This is a genomic window from Mesorhizobium sp. CA6, from assembly GCF_020165035.1.
In the GTDB taxonomy this organism is placed as follows: Bacteria; Pseudomonadota; Alphaproteobacteria; order Rhizobiales; family Rhizobiaceae; genus Mesorhizobium.
In genome coordinates, this window is sequence record NZ_JAIUHI010000005.1 from 41,814 (window position 1) to 58,324 (window position 16,511).

Sequence of the window (16,511 nt, forward strand, 5' to 3'; positions counted from 1 at the left end):
GTCCTCGATCAAGCCGCAATCGGACAGGCAGCAATCCCTTGGACGCGACTCAAGCCAGCGCCAGGTCTTTCGTCGTCACCAACCGCTCGGTGCTGGCGATCGCCGTGCCGATGACGCTTGCCTATCTGACGACGCCGCTGCTCGGCATCGTCGACACGGCGGTGGTCGGCCAATTCGGCGACGCGGCCCTGCTTGGCGGCCTGGCGGCGGGATCGCTGGTCTTCGACGTTGTCTTCACCAGCTTCAACTTCCTGCGCTCCGGCACCACCGGCCTCGTCGCCCAGGCCTTCGGGCGCGGCGATGCGCTGGAGGAGCAGGCAGTGCTGTGGCGCGCCGTGCTGATCGCGGTCGTCGCCGGCGTCATACTTGCCGTCCTTGCGCCGCTCTTTGCCGTCGCCGGCCAATGGTTCATGGGCGCCGAGCCGCGCGTTAGCGAAGCGATGTCGGTCTACATCCGCATCAGGCTGCTCGCCGCGCCCTTCTCGCTGATCAACTACGCCATACTGGGCTACGTGCTGGGGCGAGGCGAAGGCGGGCTCGGGCTGATGCTGCAGGCGGTGCTCAACGGTATCAACATCGCGCTCTGCTTCCTGCTCGGCCTCGAGCTCGGCTGGGGCGTTGCCGGCGTCGCCTGGGCGACCGTCACCGGCGAGTTCCTGGCCATGCTGCTTGGCCTTGCCATCGTGCTCAACCGTTTCCGCAAGCTGGAGCGGCCGTCGCGCCGGCGTATCCTCGATTTGCCGGCGTACCGGCGCATGCTGTCGCTCAACCGCGACATCATGATCCGCTCCTTTTCGCTGCTTGCCGCCTTCGCGCTGTTCACCAGGCAGGGCGCGCAGTTCGGCACGGTGACGCTCGCCGCCAACGCCGTGCTGATGAATTTCTTCCTCATCGCCGGCTATTTCCTCGACGGCTTCGCCACCGCCGCCGAGCAGCTCGCCGGCCGCGCCATCGGCGCGCATGCGCCTGCCCCGTTCAGGCAGGCGGTACGGCTGACGCTGATCTGGGGCTTTGGCCTCGCCGGTATCGCCACGCTCACCCTGCTGACCGCCGGCGCCAGTCTGGTGGCGTTGGTGACGACGTCTCCGGAGGTTCGCGGGGTCGCCGACACCTATCTGCCCTGGGCCGCCTTCACGGCGCTGAGCGGCGTGCTGGCCTTCCAGATGGACGGTGTCTTCATCGGCGCCACCTGGTCACGCGACATGCGTAACATGATGTTGTTGTCGTTCCTCATCTTCAGCGCTGCGCTCATCACCCTGGCGCCGGCCTTCGGCAACAGCGGCCTTTGGGCATCGCTGCATGTTTTCCTGCTGGTGCGCGGCTTGAGCCTGCTGACGGTGCTCAGGCTCAGGATGAAGACAGCTTTCAGCTGATCGGTTTTGAAGCCCAGCGCTCGCAAGCCGAGTCGCGCAGGTCCCTGATCGACCCAAGCCGCTCGCGTTCCATGAACCGCGCCATGCCGGCGACGATGCGCCCGGGCAGCGCCGGCCCGGCATAGATCATGCCGGTGTAAAGCTGGACGAGGTCGGCTCCGGCGCGGATCTTCTCCAGCGCCGTCTCGGCGGAATCGACCCCGCCGACGCCGATGAGGACAATGCTTGGGCCGAGCAGCTTGCGCATACGGGCGAGCACGGCGGTGGAACGCTCGAACAGCGGCTTGCCCGAAAGGCCGCCGGTTTCATTCGCCACGCCGCCGCTTCGCAATCCTGTCCTTGCAAGCGTCGTGTTGGAGATGATGACGCCGTCGATCTTCTTCTCGGCGATCTCGGCGGCGATGTCTTCGAGCTCCGCCTCGACGAGGTCCGGCGCGATCTTGAGGAAAATCGGCGGCTGCGCGGGGGCCGCGGCACGGGCGGCCATCACCCGTGACAAGAGCTCACCGAGCTGCTCGCGCGCCTGCATGTTGCGCAGGCCCGGCGTGTTGGGCGAGGAGATGTTGACGGTCAGATAACTCGTATGGGGCGCGAAGCGGGCGACGCCGCGCTCATAATCGGCGATGCGGTCGGCGCTGTCCTTGTTGGCGCCGATGTTGACGCCGACGATGCCTGGCCGCCCCTTGCGCGCGGCAAGGCGCTTTTCGGCGGTCGCATGTCCCTCATTGTTGAAGCCCAGCCGGTTGATCACCGCCTCGTCCGCCGTCAGCCGGAAGATGCGCGGCTTCGGATTACCGGCTTGCGGCAGCGGCGTGATGGTGCCGACCTCGGCAAAGCCGAAGCCAAGCCCAAGCAGCGCGTCCGGCACTTCGGCGTTCTTGTCGTAGCCGGCGGCCATGCCGAGCGGGTTGGGAAAGTCGAGGCCGCAAAGGCTGATCTTGAGCCGCGCGTCATGCGTCGGGCGCCGCGGCGCCGTCGCGCCGACTGGCAGCCCGCAGCGCAGCGCCGCGATCGACAGGCCATGCGCGGTTTCCGGATCGAAGGAGAAAAGCAGCTTTTGGCCGATCCGGTCGAGCACGCTCATTCGCCCTCCAGCGTCGGGAATTCGTGGCCGCCGGCGCCGAGCGGCAACGGCTTTACCCAGAGAACCGCATCAAGGTCGAGCTCGGCGTAGAGATGCGGGAACAGGGCGCCGCCGCGCGAGACCTCGTATTTCAGCGCATTACCCAGCCTTGCAGCGTCGATCGCGATCAGCAGCAGGTCCGTCTGCTCGGCGAAGTGCTTGGCCGCCGTTTCGCGAACCTGGCCGGCGGTGGAGAAATGGATGAAGCCGTCGGCGATGTCGATCGGCGCACCGGTGAAGCGCCCCTTCCTCTCGGCTTCGCGCCAAAGCGCCTCGGGCGCGATCTTGTAGATAATCTGAGACATTGTCGCGCTATAGTCCTAACCGAAGGTGCGGGGAAGGCTCGAAGCTCGACTCTTCCCCATTTCCGGCGCAACCTGTGATAGCCCGCCTTCACTGGCTCATGGAGGAACAACATGCGTCTGCAGCACATCGTGATCCCCGCGGCGCTTTGCTCGCTGGTTGCCGCTTCCGCCTATTCCGAGGAGACCGACCATTACCGTCTGGAGAAGTCGGCCAACGGCTATGTCCGCATGGACACAAGGACCGGCGCCATGTCGATCTGCGAAGAGCGCGCCGGCCAGCTCGTCTGCAAGATGGCCGCCGACGAGCGGGCCGCCTACCAGGACGAGATCGACCGGCTGGACAATTCGGTCAAGGCGCTCGACGCGCGCGTCGCCAAGCTCGAGAATTCGCTCTCCGCCCGGCTGGAATCGCAACTGCCCAGCGAAGAGGATTTCAATAAGACGATGGGTTACATGGAGCGCTTCTTCCGGACCTTCAAGGACATCGTCAAGGACCTGGACAAGGAAGATGGCGAAGGCAAGCTGAACCAGCAGAAGACCTGATTGCAAAGCCGCCTTGGGGAAAACCCCGCGCGCGGCCTTTGTCGCTTGAAAACGCGCCGCGCCGCCGCATAATCATTCCGGTCCCCGCAAGAAGCACACAATGATGATGGGATCGGGGGAGGACTATTTGCCGTCGGGCCACACTTTCGTCATTGCCGACGACCATCCGCTTTTTCGCGGCGCGCTGAAGGAGGCGCTTGCCGGCATCGGCGACGTTGCCGCCATCCACGAGGCCGGCGATTTCGAAAGCGCCAAGGCGCTGGTGCTTGCCAATGAAGATATCGATATGGTGCTGCTCGACCTGTCGATGCCGGGCGCCAGCGGCCTCTCCGGCCTGATCTCGTTGCGCGGCATCCATCCGGCGGTGCCGCTGGTGGTGGTATCGGCGCATGACGATCCCGTCACCATCCGCCGCGCGCTCGATCTCGGCGCTTCCGGCTTCATCTCCAAATCGGCCAGCATGGACGAGATCCGCGGCGCCGTGCAGGCGGTGCTTGCCGGCGACATTGCCGCGCCGGCCGGCATTGAGCTCGGCGTCGAGCGCGACCCGGAAATCTCCGACCTGATCAAGCGGCTCCAGGCGCTGACGCCGCAGCAGACGCGGGTGCTCGGCATGCTGGCGGAGGGCCTGCTCAACAAGCAGATCGCCTATGAGCTCGGCGTCTCCGAGGCCACCATCAAGGCGCATGTCTCGGCCATCCTGCAGAAGCTCGGCGTCGACAGCCGCACCCAGGCGGTCATCCAGCTGTCGAAGATCGGCGGCGACCCGCTGCAGCCGGTCGGCTGATCGCAGGCACCTCAGGCGAAGCTTTTCACCCTAACTGAACCCGACCAGCGCGGATCGATCATGCGGTCGCTTCGCGTCGGGTCGATGGCTGCGCCCCTCAGCGATAGTTTTCGACGGCCGAGCCCAACTGCGACGCGGCATCATCCTCGGTCGGGCCTGAAGGATTCCGCGCTCGCCCGATCGCGGCGCCGAGGCCCAGCGAAGCGATCGCCACCAGTGGAATGCCGGCGATCCAGGGCAGGCGCGGCGCGAGCGCATAGAGCGCCGTGCCGATCGACGGTCCAAGCGAGTCCTTGAGGTCGACCGCCACAGACGAGGCGGCCATATAGGAAGCGCGTCGCGGCGATGGTGCGAGCGCGTTGACGGCGGTCGGCACGAGCGGCCCGACCAGCATCTGTCCCACCGAGCAGAAGCTGACTGCGGCGACCAGCGAAAGTATCGCCGGCGAGGTCGCCAGCAGGGCAAAGGCGGCGATGGTCGAGATGCCGGCGCCGGCTGCCAGCCAAAGCGCCGATCGCGTCTCGGCGAAGCGGCTGACCAGCATCTGCAAACCGACCGTCAGGGCGGCCGCATAGGCAAACAGCGCGCCGACACCGGACGGGGTGAGCGTGCCGGCATCCTGCGCATAGAGCGGGATGACCGCTTCGATCCAGTTGCCGGAAATCTCGAACAGCACGACCCAGGCGAGCAGCTTTGCCAGGCGGCCGTCGTGGAAGGCCGGCAGCAGCGCCGACAGGCCTTCCTCTTCCTCCGTTTCCCCATGGTCGGCTGCGGCATGGCCGCGCGTCTCGGCGAATGCGGCAAGCATGACGATGCCGCCGAAGAGCAGCATACCGCCGCCGGCCAGGAACACGCTGCCAAGCGAAACGAGCGCCAGCAGCGCGCCGCAGGCCGGGCCGAGGATCTGTCCGGCGCTCGAGCTGACGCGCGCCATGCCGAACCAGCGCGGATGCGCCGACGGTTCCGTCACATCGGCGATAGCTGTGAGGATGGTCGGGTGGAGCACCGACTCGCATATGCCGGTCAAAAGCAGCACGGCCGCGGTGGCGGCGACGCCATGAGCGAAGAACAGCGCGACGAAGCCGCAGCCGACGCCGAGCGACGACAGGATCAGCACCGGCCGCCGGCCGACCCGGTCGGCGATGCCGCCGATCAGCGGCGCTGCGACCAATTCGCCGCCGGCATAGCAGGCAAACAAAAGCCCGATCGCGCCGATCGGAATGTTCGCCTCGCCGCTCGCCCAGAGCGGAAAGAAGGGCACCAGCGCGCCGTCGGCGAAACCGGCGCAGAAGAACAGGAACAGGCCGAGCAGAGCCGGGCGCGGCAGCCCGCGCCAGGACGATGGGAGGAAGGTCATGGATGTCACCTACGCGTCAAAGGCCCGAAGGCCGGGATTGCGCGTTGGTTGACGTAAACGCCTACGGCTGCCTCAGAAGCAGCATGGGGTAGTTTCGAGCAAGCCTTAGCCGAGCCGCATCGACAGCTCCACGTCGTCGCCGAACGGCGTCGACATATAGCCGCCGGCCGGCGCGCGCACCCGTTCCAGATAGTCGGGCGAGAAGTCGGCATTGTCGGCGATGACCAGCGCGCCGGGCCTGAGCCGGCTCTCGACCAGGCTCAGTATCTCCGGATAGAGCGCCTTGGCGCCGTCGAGCAGCAGGAGGTCTATCCGGTCAGGCAGGTCGGTGCTGAGCGTTTCCAGCGCGTCGCCCTCGCGGATCTCCACCAGGTCGATGAGGCCGCCTTCGGTCAGATTGGCCTTGGCCCGGGTTACCTTCGACGGCTCGAATTCCGTCGTGATCAGTCGGCCGCCGCCATTGTCGCGCAGTGCCGCGGCAAGATAGAGCGTCGAGATGCCGAACGATGTGCCGAATTCGACGATGATGCGCGCGCCGGTGCTGCGCGCCAGCATGTAGAGCAGCGTGCCGGTCTCCGGCGAGACCGCAAGCCACAGGTCCTTCAGGCTGCCGTAGAACTGGCGATACTCGGTCTTGCTGTGGAGCAGGCGCGTCCGTTCGTCGCGCGAGTACTGGGCGATCGCCGGGCTGGTCGCCGCGTCGGCTTCCTTGAACAGGCGGGCGAGCAGCGGTGCCAAAGGGGTTGCGGTCAAGGTGGTCATGGCTGTCTCCGGCGGGGTTCTTGTGTTGCTTCCAAAAATACGAATAATCCTTCAGGTTTCCAATTCGCATTTCGGCGCGCGACCATGATCCAACGCTCAAGCCCTTCAATTTCCACTCGAAAACAGCCCAAACAGGCGCGCGCCACGGAGCTGGTCGCGGCGATTTTAGAGGCGGCTGCTCAGGTTTTGGCTGCTGAAGGCGCGCAGCGTTTCACCACCACGCGCGTTGCCGAAAGGGCGGGCGTCAGCGTCGGTTCGCTCTACCAGTATTTCCCGAACAAGGCGGCCCTGCTGTTCAGGTTGCAGAGTGACGAATGGCGCCAGACGACAGAGCTTTTGTGCGGCATTCTCGAAAATACCGGGCTATCCCCGCTCGAGCGGACAAGAACGCTGGTCCACGCCTTCATCCGCTCCGAATGCGAGGAGGCGGCGGTGCGCGGCGCGCTGAACGACGCCGCGCCGCTCTATCGGGATGCGCCGGAGGCTGAGGAGGCGAGGGCGGCGGCGAGCCGGACCGTCGAGACCTTCATGCGCGAGACGCTTCCTGACGCGCCGGATAGCGGCCGCGCCCTGGCCGGCGACCTGATCATCAAGACGCTGAGCGCCGTGGGGGCGGATTTCTCGGAAAAGGAGCGAACGGCCGATGAGATCGAAGCCTATTCCGATGCGCTGGCCGACATGTTCTGCGCCTATCTCCGAAGCCTCGGGCATCGCGGCTGGTAGCAGTGCTTTGTCTCTATTCGGCGGCCGGCGCCAGCGGCCTGACGCGCGCCATCATCGAGCGCAGCACGGCCGGCTTCAGCGGCTTGTTGATCACCGGAATGTCGAGCCGGCCGGCAGCCGCGCGCACCTCGCTGGAGCGGTCGGCGGTGACCAGCACGCAGGGCAGGTCCTGCCCGTAGGCGGCGCGCAGCGTGGCGACCGCATCGAGCCCGGTGCTACCGTCGAGATGATAGTCTGCCAGCACGAGGTCCGGCTTCGGCGCGCCGGGCTTCAGGAGATCGCCTGATCCCGAAGCCGTCTCGACACGGCATCCCCAGCCTTCGAGCAGCAGCCGCATGCCGTCGAGGATGCGCGCGTCATTGTCGATGCACAGCACATTGAGCCCGGCAAGCGTCGAGGCGGAGCGGGCCGGCGCCTTGCCGGCCTCGCGCGGCGGCGCGGCGACCGCCGCGACCGGCAGAATCACGGAAAAGCGCGTGCCCTTGCCGGGGTTGGAGTAGATGCGGATTTCGAGCCTCAGCACCCTGGCGATGCGGTCGACGATGGAGAGCCCCAGGCCAAGGCCTTCGGCCTCGCGCGCGCCCTCGTCGAGGCGCGTGAACTCGTGGAAGACGGTGCTGAGCTTGTCGCCGGCAATGCCGATGCCGGTGTCGATCACCTGGATCTCGGCCAGCTCGCCGCGTCGCCGCACCCCAACCAGAATGCGGCCCTGGCGCGTGTATTTGATGGCGTTGGAAACGAGATTCTGGATCAGCCGGCGCAACAGGTTCCGGTCGGTCATGACGCCGAGCGAGGATGGGATGATCTTCAGATCGAGCTTCTTTTCGGCGGCAAGCGGGCGAAAATCGTTGCCGATCTGACCGAGCAGTCCGCCCAGGTTAAAAGCGGTATTGTCCGGCTTCATCGCGCCGGCATCGAGCCGCGAGATGTCGAGCACCGCGCCGAGGATGGTCTCGACCGATTCCAGCGAGGATTCGATGTTCATCGCGGCCTTGCCGGCCGGTCCCTTGCCCGCCTTCTCGATCAGCGACGAGCAATAGAGGCGGGCGGCGTTGAGCGGCTGCAGGATGTCATGGCCGGCGGCGGCGAGGAAGCGCGTCTTGCCGAGGTTTGCCTCCTCGGCCAGCATCTGCGCCTGCGCCAGTTCCTCGTTGACGCGGGTGAGCTCGACGGTGCGGGTCTTGACCCGTTGCTCCAGCGATTCATTGGCCCGCTTCAGCGCCAGGTCCTGCTCGACCCGGCCGGAGATGTCGGCATAGGTGGCGACGATGCCGCCGTCGGGCATCGGGTTGGAGCGCAGCTCCAGGATGCGGCCGCTGGTCTTGAGCTCCATCTGCCACGGGCCAGCGAAACTGGTCAGCCGGTTGAGCATCGTCACGCGCTGGTCGGCGGGAATATCGCCGCGCTCGGCGAGATGATGGAGGATCCGGTCGAGCGAGACGCCGACCTGGCCCATCTCGTCCGGCAGGTCGAACAGCAGCCGGTATTGCCGGTTCCAGCAGATCAGTCGGAAATCGCGATCGAAGACAGTGATGCCTTGCTCCATCTGGTCGAGCGCGATCTGCAAAAGGTCGCGATTGTGCTGCAGCGCCTCGGTGGCGTCGTCGAGCAGCTTGAAGGCATCCTTTGAGTCGCGATCGTTGCGGCGAAAGAGCAGCGACAGGATCAGCCGCGCCGAGGACGAGCCGACGGCGCTCGCCAGCAATTGCTCAGAGAAGCGGATAACATCCATGCTGGCTTGTTCGGTGCCGTGCAGAGAGACTTTCGCGTCCCTCTCGAAGGATTGGAACGAGCGCTCCGTGCGCTCGACACCGAGATAACGTGAAATCGTATCCTTCAGGTCGTTGACGGTGACGGCGGTGCGGAAGCGGCGCAGGCTGGGCATCGGGCCTGCCTCGCGCGGCACGAAGATCGCCGCCTGGATGCGCTCCAGCGGCACGGACGCGCGGGAGAGGGAGCCGAGGACGAAAAACAGCGCATTGACCGAGAGGCTCCACAGCACGCCATGATTCAGCGGCTCGCCGACGGTGCCGAACAGCGCCTGCGGCCTCAGCGCCTCGAAGCCGAACAGCCCGTGGACGACGATATCGGTAGAGGGGGCGACGAGTGAAGGCAGGAGCAGCGTGTAACCCCAGACGGCGATGCCGGCGACCATGCCGAGGGCTGCGCCCCGGCCGTTGGCGCGGCGCCAGATCAGCCCGCCGACCAGCGCCGGCGCGAATTGGGCAATCGCGGCAAACGACATCAGCCCGATCGAGGACAGCCGCGCGCTATTGGTGCTCTCGCGATAATAGAGGAAGGCGATGAACAGCATTATGAAGATCGAGGCGCGGCGCACATTGAGGATCAGCGTCGACCAGTCCTCGTTCTCCGAAGAACTCGTCTTGAGCACGCGGCGCACGAACAGCGGGATGACGAGATCGTTGGAGATCATGATCGATAGCGCGACGCTCTCGACGATCACCATCGCGGTCGCCGCCGACAGTCCGCCGACGAAGGCGGCCATGGCCAGCACGTCATGGCCGCTGAACAGCGGCAGCGACAAGACATAGAGGTCGCTGCTGGTCTTGCCGCCGACCAGCGACAGGCCGGCAAAGGCGATCGGCAGCACGAAAAGGTTGATCGCCACGAGGTAGAGCGGGAACACCCAGGTCGCCGTGCGCAGTTCCGCCTCGCTGCGGTTCTCGACGATGGTGACGTAGAACTGCCGCGGCAGCATCAGCACGGCAAAGCCGCTCAGGCCGGTCAGCACCAGCCAGGTGGCGAGCGAGGTGCTGTAGCTCATCGCCTGGCGAACCTGGCTGTTTCCGGCAAGCCTGGCGAACATGTCGCCGGGCCCGCCGAAGATCAGGAACATCACCATCAGGCCGATGGCGAGAAAGGCGGCGAGCTTGACCACGGTCTCGACCGCCACCGCCAGAACCAGTCCGTCCTGATGTTCCGTGGCATCGGCATGGCGGGTGCCGAACAGCACCGCGAACAGCGCCAAAAGCATCGCCACCACCAGCGAGATATCGCTGACGAACGGATCGAAAGAGGGGGGCGAGCCCGTATAGTGCTCGACCATCAGGCTGACGGAACCCGAGATCGCCTTGAGCTGCAGCGCAATGTAGGGCACCGCGCCGATGGTCGCGATCAGCGTCGCGATCGCCGCGACGGTGAAGCTCTTGCCGTAGCGGGCTCCGAGGAAGTCCGCGATCGAGGTGATCTTCTCGCTTTTTGCCAGCCGGATCATGCGGTTGAGCAGCGGGAAGCCGAATACGAAGACCAGCACTGGACCGGTATAGATGCCGAGGAATTCGAGGCCGCGCTCGGAGGAAAGGCCGACCGAGCCGAAGAAAGTCCAGGAAGTGCAGTAGATGGCGAGGCTGAGCGCGTAGATGAAAGGCCGCGCCCGGCCGAGCCCGGCTGCCACCGAGCGCCGGTCGCCGACGCTGGCGATGGCGAAAAGCAGCGTCACATAGGCGATCGCGATGATGACGACGAACCAGCCTTGCACGGTCCGCACTTCCTCCCTGGCCGGTTTCCTCATCCGGTCGTTAAGACGCAACCACAGCTTGGAGCCCAAGTCCATCGCGGCTTTTGGCGCATATGCGGCTGACGAGGCAGGTAAGCACAAACCGGTGTCTTCGCCCTTTTTTCCGGTTTTTCAACCGGGGGTTTTTGTTATTGTGGCTTCGGATCGGTGCCGGAGAGCCGGGGCGGCTGCACGGCCGGTCATGGCAAGGAGGGCCGAATGCTGAAAGAATTCCAGGAATTCATTTCCAAGGGCAATGTGATGGACTTAGCCGTCGGCGTCATCATCGGCGCCGCCTTCGGCAAGATCGTCGACTCGCTCGTCAACGACATCATCATGCCGATCATCGGCGCGATTTTCGGCGGGCTGGACTTCAACAACTACTTCTTCGGGTTGTCATCGAACGTCCATTCGGCCACGCTGGCCGATGCCAAGAAAGAAGGCGCCGTCTTCGCCTATGGCAGCTTCATCACGGTCGTGCTGAATTTCCTGATTCTTGCCTTCATCATCTTCCTGATGGTCAAGGCGGTGAACAATCTGCGCAGGCGGCTGGAGCGCGAGAAGCCGGCTGCTGCCGCGGCACCGCCGCCCGCCGACGTACAGCTTCTGACTGAGATCCGCGACCTGCTGGCGAGAAGGTAACTCCTCAACGGGCGCCCTGGACCAAAACCCCGGCCGCTTGCGGCCGGGGTTTTCTGTTTGCGGCTGTCGTAAAAGAGGCTAGCAGTCGCGAAAAAACGGACGGATTCTTGCATGACCCTGATCGAGACCTTGCGCGCCGAAGCCCGCGCGGCGCCCGAAAGCGGCATCGTCGCTGTCGTCAATCATGGCCGCCTGCGCGAAGGCCTGATCCCGCTCTGGGCTGGCGAGGGCGATCTGCCCACGCCGGCCTTCATCAGCGATGCCGCCGCCAAGGGACTGGCCGATGGCGAGACGTTCTACACCTGGCAGAAGGGCATTCCCGAGCTCAGGCAGGCGCTCGCCCGCTACTACGCCAGGCATTTTGGCAAGACCTTCGCCGAGGAGGAGTTCATCGTCACCGGATCCGGCATGCACGCCATCCAACTGGCCATCGACGCGATCGCCGGCAGCGGCGACGAGGTGATCTACCTCTCGCCGGCTTGGCCGAATTTCGCCGCGGCCGCCGGCGTGGCGGGCGCCGTTCCGGTGCCGGTCACCCTCGACCAGTCCGGCAATGGCTGGTCCTGCGATGTCGAAAAGATCGCCTCCGCGATCACGCCGCTCACGAAGCTGTTGTTCATCAACACGCCGTCCAACCCGACCGGCTGGACCGCCGACAGGCAGACGCTGCAGGCAATCCTCGATCTCGCCCGCCAAAAGGGCCTGTGGATCATTGCCGACGAGATCTATTCGCTGTTCCACTACGGCCATGGCCGCGCGCCGTCCTTCCTCGACGTCGCCACGGCCGACGACCGTATCCTGTTCGTTAACAGTTTCTCCAAGAACTGGGCGATGACGGGTTGGCGTGTCGGCTGGATCAAGACCCATCCAGCCTTGCAGCAGGTGTTCGAAAACCTGATCCAGTACTCGACCTCGGGCGTCGCCCAGTTCATGCAGCGCGGCGCGGTTGCTGCCCTCGACGAGGGCGACGGCTTCATCACCGAACAAGTGGAGCGTGCACGCGCCGCTCGCGATCTCGTCTGCGACATACTCGGCGCGACCGGCAAGGCGCGTTTCACCGTGCCGCAGGGCGCGTTCTATCTGTTCTTCAGGGTCGACGGCATCAGCGATTCCCGAACCGCCGCCTTCGACATCGTCGATAACGCCAATGTCGGCCTGGCGCCTGGCACCGCCTTCGGCCCCGGCGGCGAAGCCTTCCTCAGACTATGCTTCCACCGCCGCCTCGATCAGCTCGAGGAAGCGGCGCATCGCCTGGCGAGGTGGATGAAGACGGTGTGAGAGAGGCGGCTTCAGCCGCCCGACTTCGGCACCAGCAGCGGAATGATCCGGTCGCTCTTGGCGACGGCGGGACGGCCGGAGCTGGCATAGGGAATGCCCAGCGCATCCCAGGTCTCGACCAGCGCGTCCTGCAGCTCGGCGATCAGCGCGTCCGAATGGAATGGCGTCGGCGTGATGCGCAGCCGCTCGGTGCCGCGCGGCACCGTCGGATAGTTGATCGGCTGGATGTAGACGCCGTGCACGCCAAGCAGCCGGTCGCTGGCCATCTTGCAAAGCTCGGGGTCGCCGACCAGCACCGGCACGATATGCGTGGCCGATTCCATCACCGGCAGCCCGGCCGCGGCAAGCACCTGCTTGGTTCTGGCCGCCTGGCGCTGCTGCGCGTCGCGCTCGGTCTGCGAGCGCTTGAGATGCCGGATCGAGGTGGTGGCGGCGGCGGCGATCGCCGGCGGCAGCGCGGTGGTGAAGATGAAGCCCGGCGCATAGGAGCGCACCGCATCGATGACGGCGCTGGTGCCGGCGATGTAGCCGCCAAGCGTGCCGAAGGCCTTGGCCAAAGTGCCCTCGATGATGTCGATGCGGTCGGCCAAGCCTTCGCGTTCGGTGATGCCACCGCCGCGCGGTCCGTACATGCCTACGGCATGGACCTCGTCGATATAGGTCATGGCGTTGTAGCGTTCGGCGAGCTCGACGATCTCTCTGATCGGCGCGATGTCGCCGTCCATCGAATAGACGCTTTCGAAGACGATCAGCTTGGCGCGCTCGCGCCCCGCGGCCTGCAAGAGGCTCTCCAGATGCGCGACGTCATTGTGGCGGAAGATCTTCTTCTCCGCGCCCGAGCGCCGCACGCCTTCGATCATCGAGGCATGGTTGAGCTCGTCCGAGATGATCAGGCAGTTGGGCAGGAGCCTGGCGATGGTCGAGATCGAGGCCTCGTTGGAGACGAAGCCGGAGGTGAAGACCAGCGCTGCCTCCTTGTCATGCAGATCGGCGAGCTCCTGCTCGAGCTCGACCAGGGGGTTGGAGGTGCCGGAAATGTTGCGGGTGCCGCCGGCGCCCGAGCCCATCTTGGCGGCCGCGTTCTGGAAGGCGGCAATCACGTCCTCGTTCTGGCCCATGCCGAGATAGTCGTTGGAGCACCATACAGTGATTTCCTGGGCGCGGCCGTTGGAACGCCAGATGGCGCGCGGGAACTTGCCCACGATGCGCTCCAGGTCGGCGAAAACGCGATAGCGACGCTCGGCGTGGAGCTGGTCGATCGCATCCTCGAAGAACCGCTGATAGTTCATGTCGACTTCCCAATTTTGGGCCGGATCATAATCACTGCCCCATGCCGCGTCCACCGCGCCCAACCGGTCAAAATGCCACGCCCGTGCCCTGTTCCTAACGATGCCGGATCGTGGCCTATTCCCTGCTGTTTGAAGCAACTTGGTTTCAGTACGATGCCTCGGGCGCGACGAACTGTTACGGACTTAACACATAGGGAGGCTAGTGGGCTTGCGGCGGGTTTTCCAGCGCGGTGGCTGTTGAGACAGTTTCCGATAAATCTTGATCAGCGAGGTAGATGATGACGGTTTTGGTGACAGGGGGTGCCGGTTATATCGGCAGCCACATGGTCTGGGAACTGCTGGACGCCGGCGAGAGCGTCGTGGTGCTCGACCGGCTTTCCACCGGTTTCGAATGGGCGGTCGCCCCGGAAGCAAGGCTCACCGTCGGCGATGTCGCCGATCGTGATCTGGTCGGCCGGATCATCCGCGACAACAAGGTCGACGCCATCATCCACTTCGCCGGCTCGATCGTGGTGCCGGAATCGGTCGCCGACCCACTTGGCTATTACGAAAACAACACCTGCAAGACCCGCACGCTGATCGAAACGGCCGTGCGCGAGGGCGTGCCGCATTTCATCTTCTCCTCCACCGCCGCCGTCTATGGCGGCGCCGGGCTGGAGCCGGTGCGCGAGGATGCCCGCCTTGCGCCGGAATCGCCTTACGGCCTTTCCAAGCTGATGAGCGAATGGATGCTGCGCGATGCAGCGTTGGCGCACGACATCCGCTATACGGCGCTACGCTATTTCAATGTCGCCGGCGCCGATCCGAAGGGCCGGACCGGACAATCGACGCCCGGCGCCACGCATCTCATCAAGGTCGCCTGCGAGACCGCGCTCGGCAAGCGGCCCTTCATGCAGGTCTTCGGCACCGATTATGCGACGCCGGACGGCACCTGCATGCGCGACTACATCCATGTCAGCGATCTCGCTGCCGCGCACCGGTTGGCGCTGCAGCGGCTGCGTGATGGCGGCGGCAGTCTCGTCGCCAATTGCGGCTACAGCCACGGCTATTCGGTGCTGGAGGTGATCGACAGCGTGCGCCGCGCCTTCGGCCATGACTTCGACGTGCGCATGGGGGACCGCCGGCCGGGCGACGCCGCAGCCGTGGTCGCCAATTCCGAGCTTGCCCGCAAGGAATTCGGCTGGACGCCGCAGCGCGACGATCTCGACCTGATCGTCAACGACGCGCTGGCCTGGGAACGGATCCTGACGACCAAGAACTCCGTTCGAAACTGATCTGTTGGGCCAAGGGCTCGCGGGGCGCCTATAGACGCGGTATTGAGCCTCATGCAGCGGCGGCGCGCGGGCCCGCCGCTGCGATGATGCTTGAGGGAACGGCATGAAGGTCTTGGTTCTCGGCGCCGGCGTGGTTGGCACGGCGGCCGCCTATTATCTGGCAAGGGACGGTCACGAGGTGACGGTGATCGAGCGCCATGAAGCGGTGGCGCGCGGCACTAGCCAGTCGAATGCCGGCCTGGTCTCGCCGGGCGACGCCACCGCCTGGGCTTCGCCCGCGGCGCTGAAGACCTTCCTGCGCGCGCTCTGGAACCACGATCTCGGCATCAAGGTCAGGCTGCGCCTCGATCCCTATTTCTATGCCTGGAGCCTGCGCTTCCTGCGCGAATGCACGGTGACCCGGCTGCGCGCCAACACCGACGTCAAGTTGAGGCTCGCGCTCCATTCTCGCGAGTGCATCAATCAATTGTCGGAGGAAACCGGCATCCATTATGACGAGCGCAAGAAGGGCATTCTCTACTTCTTTCGCTCGCAAAAGAGCCTGGACACCGGCACCGACCATTACCGCTATCTGGGCGAGCACGGCCTGCCGATCGAGATCGTCGACCGCGAGCGTCTGGTCGAGCTGGAGCCTGGTCTTGCCGGCGTGAAGGAAAAGATCGCCGGCGGCATCTATTCGCCGATCGACCAGACCGGCGATTCCAAGCAGTTCACCGACCGGCTCGCCGCCTATGCCGCCGAGAAGCTCGGCGTGAAATTCCTGTTCGGCACGACGGTTGAGGACCTCGACATCGAGGGAGATCGGGTGCGCGCGGTGATGACCTCGGCAGGACCGGTCACCGGCGATGCCGTCGTCATCTCTATGGGACCGGAAAGCGGCCTGCTCGGCCGCCGCTACGGTATCGACCTGCCGGTCTACCCGGTGAAGGGTTACACCGCGACCATCCCGCTCGAGGACGAGAGCAAGGGGCCGACCATGGGCGGCGCCGACGAGGACCGCCTGATCGGCTATTCCAGGCTCGGCAATCGCCTGCGCATGTCCTCTACGGCCGAGTTCACCGGCTTCGACCGTAGCTTCAAGCCGGGCGATTTCCGGACCATCCTCGAAACCGGCAAGGATCTTTTTCCCGGCGCCTTCGACGAGAAGAAGGCCGTGCTCTGGGCCGGCCTGCGGCCGATGATGCCGAATTCGGTGCCGGTCATCGGCCGGGCGAAATACCGCAATCTCTACCTCGACACCGGCCATGGCCATGTCGGCTGGACCATGGCCTGCGGCTCGGGGCAGTTCGTGGCCGATGTCGTCGCCGGCAGAAAGCCGCAGATCGATCCGCGGGGACTGCTTTACGGGATGGCGCGCTGAAGGCTTTAATTGCCGAGATCGGCGCTGCCCCTCATCCGCCTGCCGGCATCTTCTCCCCGTTGAACGGGGAGAAGAGAGCTGTGGCCATGCCGACACGCATTTCCGCGGCGTTGAAAATTGGCGAAATCGCCGGTGACGGCCCCGTCACTTACGGGGAGAAATGCCCGGCTGGGCAATG

Annotated in this window: 14 protein-coding genes; 8 read left to right on the plus strand and 6 right to left on the minus strand. The window is 65.3% G+C overall.

Translation table 11 applies throughout. The features are described from left to right. Nucleotides 1-38: 38 nt before the first annotated feature. Nucleotides 39-1,373, plus strand: coding sequence for an MATE family efflux transporter (locus LB526_RS09025; protein WP_224627331.1), 1,335 nt, complete (start codon nucleotides 39-41; stop codon nucleotides 1,371-1,373). Here LB526_RS09025 and LB526_RS09030 read toward each other — a convergent pair. Beyond that, complete coding sequence (locus LB526_RS09030; protein ID WP_224523456.1) at nucleotides 1,366-2,457, minus strand: quinone-dependent dihydroorotate dehydrogenase; 1,092 nt, start codon at nucleotides 2,455-2,457, stop codon at nucleotides 1,366-1,368. The two genes, LB526_RS09025 and LB526_RS09030, sit on opposite strands and share 8 nt — an antisense overlap. Further along, nucleotides 2,454-2,801 carry a DUF952 domain-containing protein gene (locus tag LB526_RS09035; protein WP_224523457.1) on the minus strand — a complete coding sequence of 116 codons (348 nt, stop codon included), beginning with the start codon at nucleotides 2,799-2,801 and terminating at the stop codon, nucleotides 2,454-2,456. The genes LB526_RS09030 and LB526_RS09035 overlap by 4 nt, the downstream gene beginning before the upstream one ends. Nucleotides 2,802-2,912: 111 nt before the next feature. Here LB526_RS09035 and LB526_RS09040 point away from each other — a divergent pair, with 111 nt between their 5' ends. Next, nucleotides 2,913-3,344, plus strand: a complete 432-nt coding sequence (locus LB526_RS09040; protein WP_224523459.1) for a hypothetical protein — start codon at nucleotides 2,913-2,915, stop codon at nucleotides 3,342-3,344. Between the two features lie 127 nt (nucleotides 3,345-3,471). Continuing rightward, nucleotides 3,472-4,131 carry a response regulator transcription factor gene (locus tag LB526_RS09045; RefSeq protein ID WP_095766186.1) on the plus strand — a complete coding sequence of 220 codons (660 nt, stop codon included), beginning with the start codon at nucleotides 3,472-3,474 and terminating at the stop codon, nucleotides 4,129-4,131. 97 nt (nucleotides 4,132-4,228) lie between these two features. On the opposite strand, the gene LB526_RS09050 is transcribed toward LB526_RS09045, so the two are convergent. Further along, the gene (locus LB526_RS09050; RefSeq protein WP_224523461.1) at nucleotides 4,229-5,488 is read right to left on the minus strand and encodes an MDR family MFS transporter; all 1,260 of its coding nucleotides are present in this window, start codon (nucleotides 5,486-5,488) and stop codon (nucleotides 4,229-4,231) included. Between the two features lie 105 nt (nucleotides 5,489-5,593). Next, nucleotides 5,594-6,250, minus strand: coding sequence for an O-methyltransferase (locus LB526_RS09055; RefSeq protein ID WP_224523463.1), 657 nt, complete (start codon nucleotides 6,248-6,250; stop codon nucleotides 5,594-5,596). Between the two features lie 84 nt (nucleotides 6,251-6,334). Here LB526_RS09055 and LB526_RS09060 point away from each other — a divergent pair, with 84 nt between their 5' ends. After that, the gene (locus LB526_RS09060) at nucleotides 6,335-6,973 is read left to right on the plus strand and encodes a TetR family transcriptional regulator (protein ID WP_224523465.1); all 639 of its coding nucleotides are present in this window, start codon (nucleotides 6,335-6,337) and stop codon (nucleotides 6,971-6,973) included. Nucleotides 6,974-6,986: 13 nt separating this feature from the next. On the opposite strand, the gene LB526_RS09065 is transcribed toward LB526_RS09060, so the two are convergent. Continuing rightward, nucleotides 6,987-10,472: a PAS-domain containing protein gene (locus LB526_RS09065; protein ID WP_224627332.1), complete on the minus strand. Its 3,486-nt coding sequence runs from the start codon at nucleotides 10,470-10,472 to the stop codon at nucleotides 6,987-6,989. 237 nt (nucleotides 10,473-10,709) lie between these two features. Between LB526_RS09065 and mscL the strand changes: the two genes are divergently transcribed. Then, the gene (gene mscL, locus LB526_RS09070; RefSeq protein WP_224627333.1) at nucleotides 10,710-11,132 is read left to right on the plus strand and encodes a large conductance mechanosensitive channel protein MscL; all 423 of its coding nucleotides are present in this window, start codon (nucleotides 10,710-10,712) and stop codon (nucleotides 11,130-11,132) included. Between the two features lie 111 nt (nucleotides 11,133-11,243). Then, nucleotides 11,244-12,410, plus strand: coding sequence for a pyridoxal phosphate-dependent aminotransferase (locus LB526_RS09075; RefSeq protein WP_224627334.1), 1,167 nt, complete (start codon nucleotides 11,244-11,246; stop codon nucleotides 12,408-12,410). A gap of 11 nt (nucleotides 12,411-12,421) precedes the next feature. Here the strand turns inward: LB526_RS09075 and hemA are convergent, their stop codons facing one another. Then, the gene (gene hemA, locus LB526_RS09080) at nucleotides 12,422-13,699 is read right to left on the minus strand and encodes a 5-aminolevulinate synthase (RefSeq protein WP_140844007.1); all 1,278 of its coding nucleotides are present in this window, start codon (nucleotides 13,697-13,699) and stop codon (nucleotides 12,422-12,424) included. Nucleotides 13,700-13,977: 278 nt separating this feature from the next. Between hemA and galE the strand changes: the two genes are divergently transcribed. Both galE and LB526_RS09090 read left to right on the plus strand, forming a co-directional pair. Then, the gene (gene galE / locus LB526_RS09085) at nucleotides 13,978-14,973 is read left to right on the plus strand and encodes a UDP-glucose 4-epimerase GalE (RefSeq protein ID WP_095766183.1); all 996 of its coding nucleotides are present in this window, start codon (nucleotides 13,978-13,980) and stop codon (nucleotides 14,971-14,973) included. A 103-nt stretch (nucleotides 14,974-15,076) separates the two neighbouring features. Beyond that, nucleotides 15,077-16,333 carry a D-amino acid dehydrogenase gene (locus tag LB526_RS09090; RefSeq protein WP_224627335.1) on the plus strand — a complete coding sequence of 419 codons (1,257 nt, stop codon included), beginning with the start codon at nucleotides 15,077-15,079 and terminating at the stop codon, nucleotides 16,331-16,333. Nucleotides 16,334-16,511: the final 178 nt, after the last annotated feature.

Coding starts and splice junctions, on each gene's coding strand:
- LB526_RS09030 (WP_224523456.1), bottom strand. CDS start 2,457: ATGAGCGTGCTCGACCGGATCGGCCAAAAGCTGCTTTTCTCCTTCGAT.
- LB526_RS09035 (WP_224523457.1), bottom strand. CDS start 2,801: ATGTCTCAGATTATCTACAAGATCGCGCCCGAGGCGCTTTGGCGCGAA.
- LB526_RS09040 (WP_224523459.1), top strand. CDS start 2,913: ATGCGTCTGCAGCACATCGTGATCCCCGCGGCGCTTTGCTCGCTGGTT.
- LB526_RS09050 (WP_224523461.1), bottom strand. CDS start 5,488: ATGACCTTCCTCCCATCGTCCTGGCGCGGGCTGCCGCGCCCGGCTCTG.
- LB526_RS09055 (WP_224523463.1), bottom strand. CDS start 6,250: ATGACCACCTTGACCGCAACCCCTTTGGCACCGCTGCTCGCCCGCCTG.
- LB526_RS09060 (WP_224523465.1), top strand. CDS start 6,335: ATGATCCAACGCTCAAGCCCTTCAATTTCCACTCGAAAACAGCCCAAA.
- mscL (WP_224627333.1), top strand. CDS start 10,710: ATGCTGAAAGAATTCCAGGAATTCATTTCCAAGGGCAATGTGATGGAC.
- LB526_RS09075 (WP_224627334.1), top strand. CDS start 11,244: ATGACCCTGATCGAGACCTTGCGCGCCGAAGCCCGCGCGGCGCCCGAA.
- hemA (WP_140844007.1), bottom strand. CDS start 13,699: ATGAACTATCAGCGGTTCTTCGAGGATGCGATCGACCAGCTCCACGCC.
- galE (WP_095766183.1), top strand. CDS start 13,978: ATGACGGTTTTGGTGACAGGGGGTGCCGGTTATATCGGCAGCCACATG.
- LB526_RS09090 (WP_224627335.1), top strand. CDS start 15,077: ATGAAGGTCTTGGTTCTCGGCGCCGGCGTGGTTGGCACGGCGGCCGCC.